This is a genomic window from Flavobacterium poyangense (assembly GCF_011751075.1).
GTDB lineage: Bacteria > Bacteroidota > Bacteroidia > Flavobacteriales > Flavobacteriaceae > Flavobacterium > Flavobacterium poyangense.
Genome location: NZ_JAALLN010000026.1, coordinates 15129 through 34162, shown reverse-complemented (window position 1 = coordinate 34162; position 19034 = coordinate 15129). Strand labels below are relative to the sequence as shown.

The following is a 19034-nucleotide window of genomic DNA, read 5'->3' as shown; positions in this document are numbered from 1 at the left end:
TTATTTAATTAGTTTTTCCAAATAAGAATTTTTTTCTTTTTCAGCATCTAAAAGACGCTCATAAAGTTTTTTGTTTTCTTCGTAAACTTCTACTAATTTATCAAGAGGATTAAAATTACAGTGGCTAGCATTAAAGGCTCCATTTGTAAAGCTGTTATCACCAAAAGTATTGAAGTAATTGATTACACCTTCATCAGAAAAATTTTTAATTGCTTCAACAGTTACTCCCAAGGCTTTTGCCACTTCTGCTAATTTTTCATCATCGATATCTTCACTATTTTCTAATATCGAAACAGTCTGCTGGTTTGTTCCCATAGCCTGTGCCAGTGCTTCCTGTTTCATGTCTTTCAGTTCACGGATACGGCTGATTTTGCGCCCCATGTGGTTTGGTTTTGTTAATGTACTCATAGCTCAAAGATAATAATTAAGAATAAAAAAGCGGGATTCATGTATGATACAAAAAATCTCATGTACGGTACGGTAAAATTTGATACGGTACGGTACAAGTAATTGCTTACTTGCCTGTGTGTTAAACAAAAATACAATTTTTCAGACAAGTATTAACTAAAATGAATAAAATTATGAAAGCAATTCAAAACACCGCATCCGATTTAATTTATCGAGTTATTTCTCAAAACATCGATCCGATAGGCATTTACTGTTTTGCAGAGAAGAAAAGCAAATATACTTTTAATGAGCCTTTTCAAAAGCCCGTCCAGAAAGAAAAGCATATACATCTTTATCTGCTGGTCATAGCGGAAGAGTTCGAGGATAACATTGCCAATGACATTACCGATAAGATAAAGGGCAGATCGAAAGGTCTGATAACTGTCACCATTCTCATGCACAGCCTTCGAAATATTGTGAAATTATACGGTGATCAGCAGTTATTCTTATCCAATATTATTAAGAACTCGCAGGCTCTGTTTATTGATGTCGAAAAGCATCCTAAAATTGACATTGATTCTGGGATACGCCATGTAAAAAGCACCACATTATATGCTGGAGACCGAAGCAGTGTTTCTGCATCAATCTGGGATCTTATTTACAATAATGACCAGTATTTTTCCTATGAAGTGAGAATGAGTTCCCTTCATCAGATCGTAGAGCAGATTTGCCTTTCACTTATAAGGGTGTTTCTGGGGTACACGCCTAACCATTTTTCTATGGGCTACTTATTTGAACTGTGTGAATACTTTACAAGTATAACTTCTGATTACTTCCCCCGAAACAGCAGGGATGAAAAAAATATGTTCAGACTTCTGAAAAAGAATCCGAACACACTTCGATTCAGCAGAAGAAACAGCTCTGATTATCTGTACTATCAGCTAATGGAAGACAGATGCCGTGATTTTATGAAAGATGCAGAAGTTATGATCCAGAAAGAATTGGAGAGACTTGCGGAAATTCATCAGGATGTGACTTTATCAGCATAAAAAAAGAAGTTATGGAAACCGATAAAATCAAAAAACTGGAAGACATCAGGGTGTTAAGCGGAAAACTGCTTAATGCCCTGAAAAAAGCAGAGGATAAAAAGGGGATGTATAATGCAGAGATCAGGGTTTATGGCTATTGCGAACTCGGTTCTGTGATCAGAAACCTGATGAAGCTCTGTATTATTGCTTTAGATCATGACAGCGCAGAAGTTCCGCCCACGATTGAAAATCAATACATTGATGTTGGGCTTATACTGGGGATTGCACTTCAGCTGTTTCCAGTTGACGAATTTGAATTTTTAAATGAGCTTACGGATCTGTTTTCAGAAAATAATGAAGAAACAGAATAGCACAGATTAAGATTTAATATTTTAAAATTATGGAAACTGACAAAATAAAAACACTGGAAGAATTTAAAGATTTTGCATCCTATCATTTTAAACTGCTGAAACCCGCTCAGGACAAAGATGGGGAATCAATACGTGAGATAAGATTTTATGGTTACACAGACATGACTTGTCTGGGAGTGAATCTCATTAAAATGTGCCTGAATGTGGTTTATTCGGATGAACTTGATAACAGGGAAATATATTTAGGTTCTGTTCTGGAGCTTGCACTTCAGCTGATTCCAAGTGCCGAAATAGAGGTTCTGGATGAAATATACAGAATGGTGAATGACAAGAGCGAAGATAAATGAACACTAAACTAAATAAGTCTATCAATAATGATAGAACAATTGCCATGTACATATTATGTCCATGACATTGACAGAAAAGCGATTTATCTTTGGGAAGAATCTGAAAATGGATTGAGTGATGATCGGTAAATTTTGCTTATGATCCTCAGTGGATTAGGCTTTATATTTGTATTATCCCCACCATATTTTGATCAGGATAAAATGAAAAAAGTGTCATAACTTTATAGCGATGAATGATTGTGGAACAAAAAAGACCGAGGCTCGGTCTTTTTTTAATGAAGAGGAATTGTGAAATGAGAAATGAAGATGAGAATGAAAGAGGAAAAATGACGGCAGAGCAAGCCATGAAAATGCTGAAAGATGAAAATGTAGATGTAACGCTTGAACAGGCAGGTAAAGTATTGGATTTTTTACGACTGCTTGCCAAAGTAACGGTTTTGAATTATTTAAAGAAAAAGAGGGATGAAAAAGACAGCGGATTTATATGTGAGAGTGAGTACAGACGAACAGGCGGAAAAAGGTTACTCACAAAGAAATCAAGAGGAAATGCTAAAAAAGTACTGTGAGATTAATTCTATTGCTGTAAGGGATGTTATTTATGAAGACCATTCTGCAAAAACGTTTAATAGACCCAAATGGAAACTTTATCTGGCAACAATTAAAAGGTATAAAAATAAAACGGATTTGATCTTATTTACCAAATGGGATAGGTTCAGCAGAAATGCTGGCGATGCATACCAGATGATCAATACTCTACGAAGAGTCGGTGTTGAGCCACAAGCAATAGAACAGCCTTTAGATTTGTCTATTCCAGAAAACAAAATGATGCTTGCTTTTTATCTGGCAGCTCCTGAAGTAGAAAATGACAGACGGGCATTAAATACTTTTCACGGTATGAGAAGAGCTAGAAAAGAGGGGCGATATATGGGACTGGCTCCTTCAGGTTACATAAATAAAATAACCGAGGATGGTAAGAAGTATATAACTTTTGACGAGCCTGAGGCATCCATATTAAAATGGTGTTTTGAAGAAATTGCAAAAGATATTTTTAATACAGAACAGATTTTTCTTCAGGCAAAAAGAAAAGGACTTAAAACAAGTAAAAATAATTTTTGGAGACAGATCCGTAATCCTGTTTACTGCGGAAAAATATTAATTCCCAAATATAAGGATGAGGAAGCAAAATATGTAATGGGATCGCATGAGCCTTTAATTTCTGAAGGGCTCTTTTATCTTGTTCAGGATGTTTTAGACGGACGAAGAAAAAATTTCAGGACTAAGTCGGTAACCTCCGAGCCGTTTCCGCTTCGAGGCTTATTTAAATGCCCTTTATGCGATAAAATTTTAACTGCAAGCATATCTAAAGGCAGAAACAGTCATTATTCATATTATCATTGCTATAAAGGCTGTAATTACAGAATTAGATCATGTGAGGTTAACCGCATTTTCTATGATCAGCTGAGAAAGTATATTCCAAAACCTGAAACAGAAAAGATTTACATTACAGCTGTCAAAGAATACTTTAATGATTTTAATAAGGAATCAATCGCAGAAAAGAACAGAGTAATTTCTCAGCTGAAAGAATTTGAACAGAAGATTTCCTATATCAGAGATTTGCTTGCTTCAAGAAAGATTGAAGTTAAAGATTACACAGAAATGAAAACGGATTATGATAATAAAATTCATCGTCTTGAAATTAAATTAGCAGATCTAGCTGGAGAGAATATTAGTATTTCTGATTTATTAAAAACAGGAATTAAAAATTTGATGAAACTTAACGAATGCTGTAGCGAAGCGGATTTAACTCATTTTCGAAACATTATTGGTTCAATATATCCTGAAAAATTCACAATCGAAGAAAAGCAGTTTCGAACCGCAAGAATAAATGAGGTTGTTCAGATAGTTTACTTAATTAATGAGGAATTAGACCCAAAGAATAACGGGACAAAGAAGAAAAAGTCTTCTTTGTCCCGTCAAGTGACCACGGTGGGATTTGAACCCACACGCCCTTACGAGCACCACCCCCTCAAGATGGCGAGTCTACCGTTTCTCCACGTGGCCAAAAAAAAAGGTCAAGTAATTTATATTACTCAACCTTTTGTGACCCGACTGGGGCTCGAACCCAGGACCCCATCATTAAAAGTGATGTGCTCTACCGACTGAGCTATCGAGTCATTGCTTTCAAGGAATCTAATTTGTTAATCACAAAATTTGTGACCCGACTGGGGCTCGAACCCAGGACCCCATCATTAAAAGTGATGTGCTCTACCGACTGAGCTATCGAGTCATTTAATTCCTTGAATGCGGGTGCAAATATAAGGAGTTATTTTCGAAGTTTCCAAGCATTTTTGTTATAAATTTGCCTTTTTTTTAGAAAAGTTTTCAATGTGTTAGTTTTTAAGGTTTTATTGATATGAAAAAAATTGTGTTATTAGGTTATATGGGGTGCGGAAAGTCAACAATTGCCCAAAATTTGTCAAAAATTACAAATATTCCGTTTTTAGATTTGGATAAATGTATCGAAAATAGAGTGAATTTATCGATAAATGAAATTTTTGAGCAACATGGTGAGATCTATTTTAGGAAATTAGAGCGCGAAATTTTTATAGAATTACTCCAATCTCCGGAAAATAGTATAATTGGTTTGGGTGGAGGAACACCATGTTATGCAAATAACCATGAATTATTGAAGAGAGAGGATGTAACGTCAATTTATTTAAAGGCTTCCATAGAGACCTTATATAATAGGTTAGTTCATAACAAGAGCAAGCGTCCCTTGATTGCTGATATGAATGAAGAAGAAATGAGAGAGTTTATTGCGAAACATTTATTCGACCGAAGCTTTTATTACAACCAGGCACAATATAAAGTCACGGTTGATGATAAGTCGATCGAAGAAACGGTTCAGGATATTATAGCTGTTCTAGCTTAAAAAAGCATAATTGTCTCCGTTTTCGTCAAAAACAACCTGAACGTGCTCTAATAAAGAGGTTGAAAGAGAGATTCCTTTAAAATCAGCTTTCACCGGGTATTTTTTATGGTTTCGGTCTACAAGTACTGCAGTTTTGAATTTCTTAAGCGGAACGTCTAAGAAATGACGAACTGCATATATTAAAGTAGTACCGGAATTTAAAACATCATCAACAAGTACTAATCCTTTATTAGAGTACTCGCTGGCCGATAGCGAGGTTTGTATTGGCGATTGAGGATTTAGTTTGTCGATTTTAACTTCGCAAAGAGAAACTTTTAAATTGGATATATTCTCTAAGACTACTGCCAGTTTTTGAGCAAAAACAGATCCATTGGAAGCGATTCCGGCTATCACAACTTCGTCTTCGTCAACAAAAGTCTCATAAATTTGATAGGCGATACGTTTTATTTTATGTTCGATTTCCTGATTCGTTAAGATGATGTTCTTGTCCATGATTTAATTTTTTGCTAAAATACAGTTTAAATTACAATGTGAAAAATAATCAAATTCCAATTTTCTAAAATTCCAAATTCCAATGCTGAGGTTTGGAATTTGGAATTTTAGAAAATTGGAATTTAATGATCATCTTCTTCATCATCAAAAATCTCATTCCCGTATTCATCAATATCTCTTCTGTCCTTTTTAGTAGGTCTTCCGGTTCCGCTTTTGCGATAGTGTTCTTTAGATAACTTTAGTAATTCTAAGTGGGCATAAGCTTCGGCCGGTGTTTCGTTTTTGCGATAGATGTCAACAAGTTTTGCTCCGACACGATTTTCCGGAATATCAAGTACGGTTATGATTTGTGTAATCTGGTCTTTTCTAAAGGTGATCCTGTCCGTTGGGAAAACTTCTTTTGATGGTTTTGCAACCTGCCCATTTACAGTAATATGGTTCTTTTTGCAGGCCTCAGTAACCATGTTTCTGGTCTTGTAATAACGTACGCACCACAGGTATTTATCTATTCTCATAATTTTTCTAAAATAGAAGTTAAATTCTTTACAAAAATAAATCAATATTGTATCTTGCGCACTTAAAAATTTAAGAATAATGACTAAAATTAAATATTATTTTATTTTATTACTTGCCGGTGTTGCTATCGTTTCTTGTAATAAAAATGATGATAATGATGTGGAGACGGTTCCTTTAAGAGACTATAATGTACAATATAAGGCTGACACGGATTCAATTATGAAATATTTAAAAACGAATTATATTGAAAGTGTTAGTGCTGATTTTGATATTAAGATATCAAAAATTCCGGCAGGAGGTACGCAGGTTTCAATATGGGACCAGAAAGTATATCCTTTGCAAGAGAGAAAAGTTTACAGTAATGGTGTTGATTATGTAGTATATTATTTGTCTCTAAGAAAAGGAACAGGTATATCTCCTACTAATTATGATAAAATCTCTGCGTCTTATTCAGGGAATACTTTAAACGGAAAAGTTTTTGATACCTCTCATAATGTGCCCAGAGATTTTAGTTTAGAGCCTTATTTATTGGGTTCTGTGATAGAAGGCTGGTCAGAAATTTTCCCGCAGTTTAAGATGGGTACTGTTACAAAGGCAACTGATGGTAGTGGTACGATAAAGTATGAAGATTTTGGAGCCGGTGTAATGTTTCTGCCTTCAGGATTGGCTTACTATGGTTCGGGACAAACTAGTATTCCGGCTTATTCTTGTCTGGTGTTTAGTTTTAAACTAGTTGGTGTTCAAAGATTGGATCATGATTTTGATGGTATTTTAGATGTTGATGAAGATATAAATGGAGATGGTTATTTGTATGATGTTAGAAATACAACGAAATACCCAAATCCACCTAAGGAGTGGTTAGAAGATGATACAGATAAGGATGGCCTTGCTGATTTTATAGATGTAGATGATGATGGAGATGGTTTTAGTACATTTCTGGAAATTACCAAACCGGCTGATCAGGTTGGTATAGTTAAACAACCAGATGGCAGTTTCTTTAATTTTGGGATAAGTAAAACTTATCCTTTCCATGCGCCTGTTTTAGATAATCCTGAAACGCCAAATGTAGATGAAACAGAGCCTAGAGGTATTCCTGCGTTTGCAGCAACGGGAGAACCGGATTATACAACTCCGACCAGGTTAAGGATTCATCTTGATAAAGCGCATCATAAGCCTAAACCATAAGGATCACTAAATAGATACAAAAAAACCTCGAAAGCAATTTCGAGGTTTTTTTATGCAAAATCTAAAATCTAAAATCTAAAATCTAAAATCTAAATCTGAGTTTATTTTCTTTTAATAACTCTTTCTACAGCCTCAACAATAGCCTGATTGTTTAGTTTGTATTTCTCCATCAATTGCTCAGGAGTTCCTGATTCACCAAAACTATCGTTTACAGCTACAAATTCTTGCGGAGCCGGATTGTTTAAAGCCAATACTCTTGAAACGCTTTCTCCTAATCCTCCAAGGATGTTGTGCTCTTCTGCTGTAACCACACATTTTGTTTTAGCCAAAGATTTTAGAATCGCTTCTTCGTCAAGTGGTTTAATCGTGTGTATGTTGATTACTTCAGTAGAAATTCCTTTAGCTTCTAAAGCCTCGGCAGCGATAAGAGCTTCCCAAACTAGATGCCCGGTTGCTATAATCGTAACATCAGTACCTTCGTTTAATAAAATAGCTTTTCCAATTACGAAAGGCTCATCAGCAGGGGTGAAGTTAGCCACTACCGGACGTCCAAAACGTAAATAAGCAGGTCCGTGGTGGTCTGCTAGTGCAATAGTAGCCGCTTTGGTTTGATTGTAATCACAAGTATTAATTACAGTCATTCCAGGTAACATTTTCATTAAACCAATATCTTCAAGAATTTGGTGTGTTGCTCCATCTTCACCAAGTGTTAAACCGGCGTGAGAAGCACAGATTTTTACATTTTTATCAGAATAAGCAACGGACTGACGAATTTGATCGTAAACTCTTCCTGTTGAGAAGTTGGCGAAAGTTCCTGTAAATGGAATTTTTCCTCCAATTGTTAAACCGGCTGCAATTCCAATCATATTCGCTTCTGCGATACCGATTTGGAAAAAACGCTCCGGGTGGTTTTTCTTGAAATCATCAAATTTTAATGATCCAATTAAATCGGCACATAATGCCACAACATTTTCGTTTTTCTGACCTAGTTCTGTCATTCCCGCTCCAAAACCCGAACGAGTATCTTTACTTCCTGTATTTGTGTATTTTTTCATTTTTGTTTTTTGCTAAACGCAATAAGCTGCAGGCAATAGGCGTAAGACGTATTGCTTCATGCTTATAGCTTTTTTTTAATAGTCTGCTAAAGTTGATGTGTTTTGAGCTAAAGCACTTGCCAATTGATCATTGTTTGGTGCTTTTCCGTGCCAAGCGTGAGTGTGCATCATAAAATCAACTCCGTTACCCATCTCAGTGTGCAATAAAATACAAACCGGTTTTCCTTTTCCAGTTCTTGATTTTGCGTCATTCAGACCTGCAAGGATTGCATCGATGTTGTTTCCTTCTTTAATTTCAAGAACATCCCAGTCAAAAGCTTCAAATTTAGCACGAAGACTTCCCATTGCTAAAACTTCATCTGTTGTTCCGTCAATTTGTTTTCCGTTAAGGTCGATAGTGGCAATGATGTTGTCTACTTTCTTAGCAGATGCATACATGATAGCCTCCCAGTTTTGACCCTCTTGCAATTCACCATCACCATGCAAACTGTAAATGATATGATTGTCGTTATTTAATTTTTTCGCCTGAGCCGCTCCAAGAGCTACAGATAAACCTTGTCCTAATGAACCGGAAGCAATACGAACACCCGGTAATCCTTCGTGAGTCGTTGGATGTCCTTGTAAACGAGAATTTAATAGTCTAAATGTAGCTAATTCCGAAACTGGGAAATAACCGCTACGAGCTAAAACGCTATAAAAAACTGGAGAAATATGCCCGTTTGAAAGGAAGAAAAGATCTTCTCCAATTCCGTCCATATCAAAACCTTCTTTACGGTCCATAATATTTTGGTATAAAGTAACCAAAAATTCAGTACAACCTAGTGATCCGCCTGGGTGACCAGAGTTGACAGCATGTACCATACGAAGAATATCTCTTCTTACTTGGATAGTTAAATCGCTTAATTGTTGTGTGTTAGGCTTCATTTTATATGTAAAAGTTAAACTGTTGCAAAAGTAATTTTTATTTTGCGGTAAGACAAATGATTTTTAAGGAAATATGATAATAGATTGATAGCTGTTTGAGTAATCCGAAACCTGTATTTCAATGCTTTAAATGATATAAAAGCGTAATGGAGTAAGGTTTAAATCTGTTGGGTGCAATTTTTTACCAAATAGAGGCATAGTTTTAAAAATGAAAGGTGCTTGACTTGCTTAAAATCTCAATTGTCAGTCTGAGCGAAGTCGAAGACCTCATACTTTAGCTATGTGACAGAAATGTGTTTCTCTTTTTGCGCTCTTTTTTGCGGAAAGAAAATCTATGTTTCTATGTGTTAATTATATTTTTTGCGACCCGAATAAAGCGAATTGACGAAGCAATTGTGCTCAACGAATGGAATTATTCTTCAATTAGAAAATCAAATAATTTTTTGTATTTCTTTCCAGGTGATTAGTTGTATGTTGTTTTCTTTAAGTTTAGTTCTGCATTCTTCACTGGTAAAATAGTCAAAGTCTATTTGTCTCCACTCAGAACCAAAATTGGGATGGTTTTTGGTTATAGCCTGCATTTCAGTATCATCAAAAGCCGGGTGTATCAGAATAATATTGAATCCTGATGGCATAGTGTCCAGAGCAGAACTGTAATAATTTTTTTGTTCGTTTTTTATAAAATAATCAAAATGGCCAATATGAAGATGCTCTGCCAGTATATCATTTTCAAAATCGAAACTTTCTTTTGTTAAGTTGACAGATTCGATAAAAGTTTTATTCAGTAAAACGGGCAAGTTGTATTCTTTACCAAGGCTTTTGTATAGTTCTAAAAACTCAGGAGATACGCCAACGCTGCACATATGAGAGTCGAGATGTGTAGGTTGTAAACCAAAATGTAATGCTCTCTCGATTTGAGCACGAAGTTCTTTTTCTACTTCTTCCGCTTTTGCATTGTTGAAAAAATCAGCTCTGGTTTTGTAAAAGTGACCGTTTTGGTCTGTCAATGAGGAAACTTCTGAAAGAGGAGCAACGGGGCCAAACTTGTAGTCTTCCCATTCACAGGTGAGAGTCAGGTGAACTCCATAATCGAATTGAGGATTGTTTTTGGCATAGTTAACCATTTCAAAAGACCACGGGCAAGGGATCATGATGCTGCAAGAATTGACTATTCCTGCTTCAAGTGCTTGTATAGTAGCACGATTTTCAGAATGTGCTAATCCGGCATCGTCCGCATGTATTAGTAATAATTTAGTGTCTGGCGGATATCCTAGTTTTTGCGATAAGTTCATTGTGGTAGTTATGTTCAATTTTGTGTTTCAAATTTAGTCGATTTTTCGCGCAAGATTGTTAAAGTTTAAATTATAACGAATTCCTGATTTTTTTAGGATGAATTGCTTTTGAAATTTAATTTTTCTACTAGATTTTGATTTTTTTTTCGCAGAATAATAATTCCTTGATGGTAGTAGTCTTGCTGTTGAGCTGTTTTGTTGCGCTTGTTTAGAGGGACTTGTAGTGAGAATGTTTAAGAAAATAAAGCAACCCGCGTTAGTTATGCTTAATTTTTAACACATAGGAACATAGTTTGTAGGAATTTATAAAAAGGCGTTTCACTAATTAATTCAAGTTGCTAGTTGATCACTTTATTTACTTGTAATTCGAATGCGAATAATGTAAGTTTTATTTGAATTGCCTCCAGTTTTTAACTGGAGGTTGTTTATTAAGAAGGGGATAAAGGCTTTAGCCGAACCTTCAAAGAGTTTGGCTAAAGCCTCTTTGTTATTAATCAATTCTTTACCTCCAGTTAAAAACTGGAGGCAATTGATACAGGCCAATCAAAAATTCAAAAAAAAGACATACCCTCTTTAGGCTAATTCATATAAAAAGATTTCCTAATCTTATGCATTGATTCGCAAAACAAATTTAGTGAACCTCTTCTTTTTTTAAGTAAAATCTATGTTTCTATGTGTTAAATATGATTTTTACGCACCACATCCAATAAACTGCTTCAGGTAGTCAGTTATTCTATCAGATGAATTTTTGAAGAACAAAAGAATGAAATATAGCCAACTTTTATAAGTGTTTGTACAAAGCAAATCCGTTTTATACACCTCAAAAAAGGATATTCTGTTTTGTGATTAAATTTTCCTCAAATTAGCCTATCTTTGCCGACTGAAAAACGCCTATATGAAGTTTGATTTATTACAAAGAGATCCGCAATCAAAAGCAAGAGCGGGAAGTATTACTACAGATCACGGAGTTATTGAAACTCCTATTTTTATGCCTGTTGGTACTGTTGCATCGGTTAAAGGTGTGCACCAAAGAGAGCTAAAAGACGATATTAATCCCGATATTATTCTCGGAAACACGTACCATTTATATTTACGTCCACAGACTGAAATTCTTGAAAAAGCAGGTGGATTGCACAAATTTATGAATTGGGATCGTAATATTTTGACTGATTCCGGAGGATATCAGGTGTACTCGCTTTCTAATAACAGAAAGATCAAAGAAGAAGGAGTAAAGTTTAAATCACATATTGACGGAAGTTATCACTTTTTTTCACCGGAAAGTGTAATGGAAATTCAACGTAGCATTGGAGCCGATATCATTATGGCTTTTGATGAATGTACGCCATATCCTTGCGATTACAGATACGCACAACGTTCGATGCACATGACGCACCGTTGGTTAGATCGTTGCATCAACCATTTAGATAAAGTTCCTTATAAATACGGGTACGAACAAACGTTTTTTCCGATTGTTCAGGGAAGTACTTATAAAGATTTGCGTCGTCAATCTGCAGAATATATTGCAAATGCCGGGCAACAAGGAAATGCTATTGGCGGATTGTCAGTAGGAGAACCTGCTGAAGAAATGTATGCGATGACAGAAGTAGTTTGTGAAATCCTTCCGGAAGACAAACCGCGTTATTTAATGGGAGTGGGAACTCCGATTAATATTTTAGAGAATATCGCATTAGGAATTGATATGTTCGATTGTGTGATGCCAACGCGTAATGCAAGAAACGGAATGTTGTTTACAGCAAACGGAACGATCAATATCAAAAATAAAAAATGGGAAGCTGATTTTTCTCCAATCGATGAGATGGGACATACTTTTGTAGATACAGAGTATACAAAGGCCTATTTACGTCACTTGTTCGCTGCTAACGAATATTTAGGGAAACAAATTGCAACGATTCATAATCTTGGTTTTTATATGTGGTTGGTTCGTGAAGCCAGAAAACATATCTTAGCCAGAGATTTCAGACCTTGGAAAGAAATGATGGTTAAAAATATGAGTCAAAGACTTTAAAAAGAGTTTCAAGTTTTTTTGGTTTCAAGTTTCAGGTCTTCTTAAAGTAACCTGAAACTTGAAACCTGAAGCAAAAATCTTTCAAACTAAAAAAAATATATGCTGACGATAATAGACAAGTATATTTTAAAAAGATATTTAGCCACTTTTTCGGTGATGATACTCTTATTTATCCCAATCGGAATCGTAATTGACGTTTCTGAAAAGGTAAATAAAATGTTGGAGAACAAAGTTCCGTTTACGGATATTGCAATCTATTACTACAATTTTACCGTCTATTTTGCTAATTCACTATTCCCGATATTTTTGTTTTTATCGGTGATCTGGTTTACCTCAAAATTGGCAAATAATACCGAGATTATTGCTATTTTGAGTTCGGGTATTTCGTTTAGCCGATTCTTGAGGCCGTATATTATCGGCGCCAGTATAGTGTCTGTTTTTGTGTTATTGATGGGTTTTTTTATTGTTCCTGCGGCCAGTGAAGGGTTTAATAATTTTAGATATACCTATCTCAAAGGAAATGGAAAACAGCTGATGCGTGGAGAAAATACGAACGTATTCAGACAAATTAATGATAATGATTTTATCTATGTCAATAGTTTTAATGAAGAGTCTAAAACAGCGTTTAATTTTACATTAGAGCATTTTGATAAAGATATGCTGACGTATAAAATTACGGCAAGTCGTATCAAATGGGATCCGAAAAAGAAAATTTATACTTTGTACGATTACACTAAAAGGACGGTAGGCGAATTAAATGATGTTATTGAAAAAGTCCCTGAGAAAAATGTAGCCTTCAAATTTGAGTTAGAGGATTTAACGCCTGTAGTTTATATCGCAGAAACATTAAGTCTGGGCAAACTTTACCAATTTATTGACAAAGAGAAAAAACGTGGTTCCGGGAATATAAATACGTATTTAGTAGTACTTTATAAAAAATACAGTGTTCCGGTATCGGCCTTTATTTTAACCATTATTGCCGTGGCGGTTTCTTCGATGAAACGTCGTGGAGGGATGGGAACCAATCTGGCTATTGGAATTGCAATTGCGTTTTCTTTCGTGTTTTTTGATAAAATATTCGGAACCCTGGCCGAAAAATCTACTTTCTCACCTTTATTTGCTGTCTGGTTCCCGAATATAGTTTTCGGAATTCTGGCGGTTTACCTATTACGTAATGCGAAACGATAATTTAAAAAGTTACTTAAATTTACATTTAATTGTTTTTATCTGGGGCTTTACAGCCATTTTAGGTGCTTTAATTACCATTGATGCCGAGAATTTGGTTTGGTACAGAATGCTTCTTGCCGGTGTTTTTCTAGGTTTTTTTATTGCTTATAAAAAACAATCTTTTCAGGTTCCGGTAAAAGAGTTTTTTAAACTAATTTTTGTCGGACTTTTGATCGCCCTGCATTGGATCTTCTTTTTTAAAGCGATTCATATTTCCAATGTTTCGATCACGCTATCTATATTTTCTCTTGGAGCTTTTTTTGCCTCTTTACTGGAACCCATCTTTTTCGGTCGTAAGATATTATGGTATGAAGTTTTTTTCGGACTTATAATCATTGGTGGATTGGCTTTGATTTTACAGGTAGAAATCAAATATTTACACGGAGTCTATTATGCTCTCGCGTCTATAATTCTGGGCGTATTGTTTACGTTGATGAACGGTAAATTAATTGCCGATCATGAGCCTTCAGTAATTACTTTTTATGAATTTGGAGCTGGTGTTTTCTTTATTTCCGTTTATTTTTTATGTACTGGAAAATTTAATGCCGATTTTTTTTCAATGTCATTCAACAACTGGATTTTAATACTCGTTTTAGCATCCGTATGCACAGCTTATGCTTTTACTGCTTCTGTAAAAGTAATGCAGCGATTAACGCCATATACCGTGATGCTGACTACTAACTTAGAGCCTGTTTACGGAATTATCCTGGCTTATTTTATTCTTGGAGGAAAAGAAAAAATGAGTACTGAATTTTATATCGGAGCCATAATAATTGTGATTACAGTTATTTTAAATGGCGTCTTTAAACACTATCAAAATAAGAAAGAAGAGTAATATTTTACTTATTTTTAAATTACATTTTTATACATTAAACAATATTTAATTCTTCCAATGATATAATATTTTTATATTTGCGGTTCGATTTACAAACAAAATTCAAAAATCCATGGAATATTTAGATTTTGAGCTTCCAATAAAAGAACTTGAAGAACAGTTAGAAAAGTGCGTTATAATTGGAAAAGAATCTGACGTTGATGTTACGCCAACTTGTAAGGAAATCAACAAGAAACTAGAACAAACTAAGAAAGAAATATACAAAAACCTTACGGCTTGGCAACGTGTACAATTGTCGAGACATCCGAACAGACCGTATACTTTAGATTATATCAGAGCAATCTGTGGCGAAACTTTTTTAGAACTTCATGGAGACAGAAATTTTAAAGATGACAAAGCCATGGTGGGCGGTTTAGGTAAGATTAATGGACAATCTTTCATGATTATCGGTCAGCAAAAAGGTTTTAATACTAAAACACGTCAGTACCGTAATTTTGGTATGGCAAACCCGGAAGGATATCGTAAAGCTTTGCGTTTGATGAAAATGGCAGAGAAATTTGGTATTCCGGTTTTAACCTTGGTAGATACTCCGGGTGCTTATCCTGGATTAGAAGCGGAAGAAAGAGGTCAGGGAGAAGCTATCGCCAGAAATATTTTCGAAATGGTTCGCTTAAAAGTGCCAATTATCACTATTATCGTGGGTGAAGGTGCTTCTGGAGGAGCTTTAGGAATAGGTGTTGGTGATAAGGTATATATGTTGGAAAATACGTGGTATTCTGTAATTTCTCCGGAATCATGTTCTTCTATTTTATGGAAAAGCTGGGAATACAAAGAGCGTGCAGCTGATGCGTTAAAATTGACTTCATCAGACATGAAAAAACAAAAATTAGTTGACGATGTGATCCCTGAACCATTAGGAGGTGCACATTATGATCGTGAAACTACTTTTAAAACTGTAGCAGAATATATTACAAAAGGATATAATGAATTGAAAGACTTATCAACAGCCGACTTAATTGCCCAAAGAATGGACAAATATAGTCAAATGGGGGAGTTCAAGGAGTAAATTCTTACAAAATTATTTAAAATCCGAAGCCTTGTCGTTTCGGATTTTTTTTTGGTTATCAACAAAAAAACTTATTTATAAACAATTAATAGTTATAACTCAATAGCATTGTTTTTTTTAAATTTTGCTATTTTCGCTTTATGGAAAATTTCAAAAATGTATACCCTGCAAAGGCAGATAAAACCGCAATTATTAATTTAGAGAAAGGAAAACTTCCTCCGCAAGTTATTGATTTAGAGGAAGCTGTTCTTGGTGCGATGATGATTGATAAGAAAGGGGTTGATGATGTAATTGATATTTTACAGGCTGATGCTTTTTATAAAGATGCGCATAAATTTATTTTTGAAGCTATTGTGCAGCTTTTTACTGAAACACAACCGATTGACTTATTAACGGTTTCGACTCAGCTCAAAAAGAATGGAAAATTAGATTTAGCGGGAGGAGATTTTTATTTAATTCAGCTTACGCAAAAAATTGCCTCTTCGGCGCATATTGAATTTCACTCACGTATTATCCTTCAAAAATTTATTCAAAGAAGTTTGATTCGCATTTCTTCTGAGATTATCGAAGAATCGTATGATGAAACGACCGATGTATTTGACTTGCTGGATAAAGCAGAATCAAAATTATACGAAGTAACGCAGGGGAATATTAAACGAAGCTCCGAAACGGCTCAGAGTTTAGTTTTACAAGCCAAGAAACGTATTGAAGAAATTGCAGGAAAAGAAGGATTGAGTGGTGTTGCGACCGGTTTTGAGAAATTAGATCAGGTAACATCGGGATGGCAGCCAAGTGATTTAATTATTATAGCCGCTCGTCCGGGTATGGGTAAAACCGCGTTTGTACTTTCTATGGCACGTAACGTGGCAATTGATTTCGGATACGGTGTTGCTGTATTCTCTCTGGAGATGGCGTCGGTACAGTTGATTACCAGGTTGATTTCGTCAGAAACAGGATTGTCTTCCGAGAAATTAAGAACAGGTAAACTAGAGAAACACGAATGGGAGCAATTGAGTACTAAAGTAAAAGATTTAGAAAAGGCCCCGTTGTTTATTGATGACACACCTTCGTTATCTATTTTTGATTTACGTGCAAAATGCCGTCGTTTGGCCTCACAACATGGAATTAAATTAATCATCGTTGATTATTTGCAGTTAATGACTGCAGGAGGAAACGGAAAAGGCGGAGGAAGCCGTGAGCAGGAAATCTCGACTATTTCCCGAAACTTAAAAGCACTGGCAAAAGAGTTGAACGTTCCTGTAATTGCACTTTCGCAGTTATCCCGTGCCGTTGAAACGCGTGGTTCCAGTAAAAGACCTTTACTATCGGATCTTCGTGAATCCGGAGCAATTGAGCAGGATGCGGATATCGTTTCGTTTATCTATCGTCCGGAATATTATAAAATTGAGGAGTGGGATGATGATGAACAGTCTTCTACAGCTGGTCAGGCTGAGTTTATTATAGCCAAACACCGTAACGGTGGACTTGAAAATATACGATTAAAATTCCTTGGACATTTAGGTAAGTTTGACAACCTCGAAGACTTTACAGGAGGTTATGATGATTTGCCTTCTAAGATGAATCACGATGATAATCCGTTCGCTACTAAAAGTCTGCCATCGCCTAATGAAGCATTTGGAAGTAACCTGAATGAGGATGATGACGATAGTGATGTTCCGTTTTAGTTAGTTCAAAATCAATAAATTGTAAAAAAATCTTTACGAGTTTCAGCAACTTGTAAGGATTTTTTTTTAATTCATAGTTACCTAATTATCAACCGCAATTTAATACGAATATATTTCTTATATAAGAATTAATTCGGTAGTTTAGCAGTACCATTTAACAAATCTAATACTATTAACTAATTTTTAATTTGTAAACTATGAATGAAGAAACCTTTCCGAATCCTATTCAAATTCCTTTAGCTACAGCTGAAGCTTGGGAGAAAAGATACGAGGATGACAAAACCATTGAAGACAACGACAAAAAAGTAAAATCTTTTCTGATCCCGAGAGAAAGTTTAGAATTGGTTCTGCAACTTGATGCCGAAGCGGTTCGCGCTTATATCGGGATTAATGATCAAAAAGAAAAAACTTTACTTTTTGTTGGAGCAAAACTGGATGAAAAAACCGGAAAATACATAGATGTTTACGGACCACCAACGACGGCAAATAAAGGTCTTGACTCGACCGGAGATGTTGTTTATGACGGTGTTCGTCCTAGCCCTCCTTATTGATTTTAAATAGAGTATGTAAAAATATGGATGATTTTTTAATATACTTAGTTTATGTAGTTCTATTTTTAAATCTCATTTTTTACAGCATTAGCTTTTTTCGAAAGAAAAAAGTTAATGCTTTTTTTGTAGCGTATATAGTGTCCAGCTGCATTATGCAATTTTCTATGGAAGTCTTGTACAGACTGGCCATTCATAATTTAATAATAGTAAATACCTTTTTTATAATACAGTTTATTTTACTGGGATTGTTTTTTAAATCACTTTTTACAAACAAAAAACAAATAAAATATGTACAGTTTAGTATGTACTTGGCTTTGTTTTTAATCGCTTGTCAGTATGTGTATGATTACAATTTGTTGTTTGATTTTAACTTGTTTGCCATTTCGCTTACCTCACTTTTACTGGTTTGTTATGCGTTGATGCATCTGTATAATCAATTGGCGACTCAAAAAATATATTATTTTATAACAATAGGGATCATAATTTATATGCTACCAAGTACTGTTCTGTACTTAATAGGGAATTTGACTGAGAATTTAAGCGACGATTTTAAATATGTTTCGTGGCAGTTGAATGCCTTACTGGTTGTAGTACAGCAATTATTGTACTTGTACGAATGCAAAGTGAGTTTTTGTAAAAAAGAACACCCCTGAAAACGGAATGAATTTCTGTTATTAACTAACAAACAAAAAATAACTATGAAAAAATATATTTTATGCACCACTACGATGGTGCTGTTTTTTATGACTTGATGCCAAAAAGAAAGTGCTCAGGAAGACAACAAGGCTGTGTCAACAGAACAAAATGAAAATGGGCTAACAGTAAATCCGGATGTTAAGTTTGCCAGTTCATAAAAGTAGGGAACTACCTATTTGTTTTCTACAGCCGAGATGGCAGTATTGGAAAATATTGTTTAATTGTTTTTTTAGAGTTAGTAATATTTTTAAAGGAAATAAATGTTTTAGTGCCCCATTGGATGAAATTGTTTTAGCGAGTAAAAACCTGATTTTGCAAGCTAGATAAGACATTCAGTTTACTTAAAAACGGGTAAAAGGAATGCTACAATTACGTTAACAAAAGAAAAATCAGTTTATACCTGCTGCTTTAAGAAGTAA

19 protein-coding genes, 3 tRNA genes and 1 pseudogene are annotated in these 19034 nt (G+C 35.0%); 14 read left to right on the top strand and 9 right to left on the bottom strand.

The features are described from left to right. A complete protein-coding gene (locus G3A47_RS21750; RefSeq protein ID WP_166926272.1) occupies window positions 1-408 on the bottom strand; it encodes a helix-turn-helix domain-containing protein in 408 nt (135 codons plus the stop codon). Between the two features lie 173 nt (window positions 409-581). Here G3A47_RS21750 and G3A47_RS21745 point away from each other — a divergent pair, with 173 nt between their 5' ends. From G3A47_RS21745 to G3A47_RS23910, 5 genes and pseudogenes are all read left to right on the top strand, one after another. Next, on the top strand, window positions 582-1436 hold the full coding sequence (locus G3A47_RS21745) for a hypothetical protein (RefSeq protein WP_243860544.1): 855 nt from the start codon (window positions 582-584) through the stop codon (window positions 1434-1436). 11 nt (window positions 1437-1447) lie between these two features. Further along, window positions 1448-1786, top strand: a complete 339-nt coding sequence (locus G3A47_RS21740; protein ID WP_166926263.1) for a hypothetical protein — start codon at window positions 1448-1450, stop codon at window positions 1784-1786. 29 nt (window positions 1787-1815) lie between these two features. After that, window positions 1816-2133 (top strand): hypothetical protein, encoded by a 318-nt coding sequence (locus tag G3A47_RS21735; RefSeq protein ID WP_166926262.1) that lies wholly within the window; start codon window positions 1816-1818, stop codon window positions 2131-2133. A 293-nt stretch (window positions 2134-2426) separates the two neighbouring features. Next, window positions 2427-2699 (top strand): hypothetical protein, encoded by a 273-nt coding sequence (locus tag G3A47_RS21730; RefSeq protein ID WP_166926260.1) that lies wholly within the window; start codon window positions 2427-2429, stop codon window positions 2697-2699. Then, window positions 2596-3381 (top strand): annotated as a pseudogene (locus tag G3A47_RS23910) (recombinase family protein); the annotation flags it as partial. The gene G3A47_RS21730 and the pseudogene G3A47_RS23910, both read left to right, overlap by 104 nt. A 730-nt stretch (window positions 3382-4111) precedes the next feature. Here G3A47_RS23910 and G3A47_RS21720 read toward each other — a convergent pair. From G3A47_RS21720 to G3A47_RS21710, 3 genes are all read right to left on the bottom strand, one after another. Further along, a tRNA-Leu gene (locus G3A47_RS21720) sits at window positions 4112-4194 on the bottom strand. Window positions 4195-4234: 40 nt separating this feature from the next. Next, window positions 4235-4307: transfer RNA gene (locus tag G3A47_RS21715), tRNA-Lys, on the bottom strand. 40 nt (window positions 4308-4347) lie between these two features. Next, a tRNA-Lys gene (locus G3A47_RS21710) sits at window positions 4348-4420 on the bottom strand. 126 nt (window positions 4421-4546) lie between these two features. On the opposite strand from G3A47_RS21710, the gene G3A47_RS21705 reads away from it, so the two are divergent. Then, window positions 4547-5065 carry a shikimate kinase gene (locus tag G3A47_RS21705; protein ID WP_166926258.1) on the top strand — a complete coding sequence of 173 codons (519 nt, stop codon included), beginning with the start codon at window positions 4547-4549 and terminating at the stop codon, window positions 5063-5065. Here G3A47_RS21705 and G3A47_RS21700 read toward each other — a convergent pair. Together G3A47_RS21700 and G3A47_RS21695 are read right to left on the bottom strand one after the other, a co-directional pair. Then, window positions 5057-5557, bottom strand: coding sequence for a phosphoribosyltransferase family protein (locus G3A47_RS21700; protein ID WP_166926257.1), 501 nt, complete (start codon window positions 5555-5557; stop codon window positions 5057-5059). The genes G3A47_RS21705 and G3A47_RS21700 overlap by 9 nt on opposite strands. Before the next feature lie 122 nt (window positions 5558-5679). After that, window positions 5680-6072, bottom strand: a complete 393-nt coding sequence (locus tag G3A47_RS21695; RefSeq protein ID WP_166926255.1) for an RNA-binding S4 domain-containing protein — start codon at window positions 6070-6072, stop codon at window positions 5680-5682. A 79-nt stretch (window positions 6073-6151) separates the two neighbouring features. Here G3A47_RS21695 and G3A47_RS21690 point away from each other — a divergent pair, with 79 nt between their 5' ends. Then, window positions 6152-7258, top strand: coding sequence for an FKBP-type peptidyl-prolyl cis-trans isomerase (locus G3A47_RS21690; RefSeq protein ID WP_166926254.1), 1107 nt, complete (start codon window positions 6152-6154; stop codon window positions 7256-7258). A gap of 101 nt (window positions 7259-7359) precedes the next feature. Here the strand turns inward: G3A47_RS21690 and G3A47_RS21685 are convergent, their stop codons facing one another. From G3A47_RS21685 to G3A47_RS21675, 3 genes are all read right to left on the bottom strand, one after another. After that, window positions 7360-8313: a transketolase family protein gene (locus tag G3A47_RS21685; RefSeq protein ID WP_166926252.1), complete on the bottom strand. Its 954-nt coding sequence runs from the start codon at window positions 8311-8313 to the stop codon at window positions 7360-7362. A 75-nt stretch (window positions 8314-8388) separates the two neighbouring features. Continuing rightward, entirely contained in the window at window positions 8389-9237 is an 849-nt protein-coding gene (locus tag G3A47_RS21680) for a transketolase (RefSeq protein WP_166926250.1), read from the bottom strand. A gap of 431 nt (window positions 9238-9668) precedes the next feature. Further along, window positions 9669-10529 (bottom strand): polysaccharide deacetylase family protein, encoded by an 861-nt coding sequence (locus G3A47_RS21675; RefSeq protein WP_166926249.1) that lies wholly within the window; start codon window positions 10527-10529, stop codon window positions 9669-9671. Between the two features lie 895 nt (window positions 10530-11424). Here G3A47_RS21675 and tgt point away from each other — a divergent pair. The 7 genes from tgt (at window position 11425) to G3A47_RS21640 (ending at window position 18572) form a co-directional block, all read left to right on the top strand. After that, window positions 11425-12555, top strand: a complete 1131-nt coding sequence (tgt, locus tag G3A47_RS21670; protein ID WP_166926247.1) for a tRNA guanosine(34) transglycosylase Tgt — start codon at window positions 11425-11427, stop codon at window positions 12553-12555. Window positions 12556-12654: 99 nt separating this feature from the next. Then, a complete protein-coding gene (locus G3A47_RS21665) occupies window positions 12655-13743 on the top strand; it encodes an LptF/LptG family permease (RefSeq protein WP_166926245.1) in 1089 nt (362 codons plus the stop codon). Continuing rightward, window positions 13730-14617 (top strand): DMT family transporter, encoded by an 888-nt coding sequence (locus G3A47_RS21660; RefSeq protein ID WP_166926244.1) that lies wholly within the window; start codon window positions 13730-13732, stop codon window positions 14615-14617. The genes G3A47_RS21665 and G3A47_RS21660 overlap by 14 nt, the downstream gene beginning before the upstream one ends. 112 nt (window positions 14618-14729) lie before the next feature. After that, window positions 14730-15683 (top strand): acetyl-CoA carboxylase carboxyltransferase subunit alpha, encoded by a 954-nt coding sequence (locus G3A47_RS21655; RefSeq protein ID WP_166926242.1) that lies wholly within the window; start codon window positions 14730-14732, stop codon window positions 15681-15683. Between the two features lie 140 nt (window positions 15684-15823). Continuing rightward, on the top strand, window positions 15824-17368 hold the full coding sequence (gene dnaB, locus G3A47_RS21650; RefSeq protein WP_166926241.1) for a replicative DNA helicase: 1545 nt from the start codon (window positions 15824-15826) through the stop codon (window positions 17366-17368). Window positions 17369-17565: 197 nt separating this feature from the next. Continuing rightward, the gene (locus G3A47_RS21645) at window positions 17566-17919 is read left to right on the top strand and encodes a hypothetical protein (RefSeq protein WP_166926239.1); all 354 of its coding nucleotides are present in this window, start codon (window positions 17566-17568) and stop codon (window positions 17917-17919) included. A gap of 164 nt (window positions 17920-18083) precedes the next feature. Next, on the top strand, window positions 18084-18572 hold the full coding sequence (locus tag G3A47_RS21640) for a hypothetical protein (RefSeq protein WP_166926316.1): 489 nt from the start codon (window positions 18084-18086) through the stop codon (window positions 18570-18572). The last annotated feature ends 462 nt before the right edge of the window (window positions 18573-19034 follow it).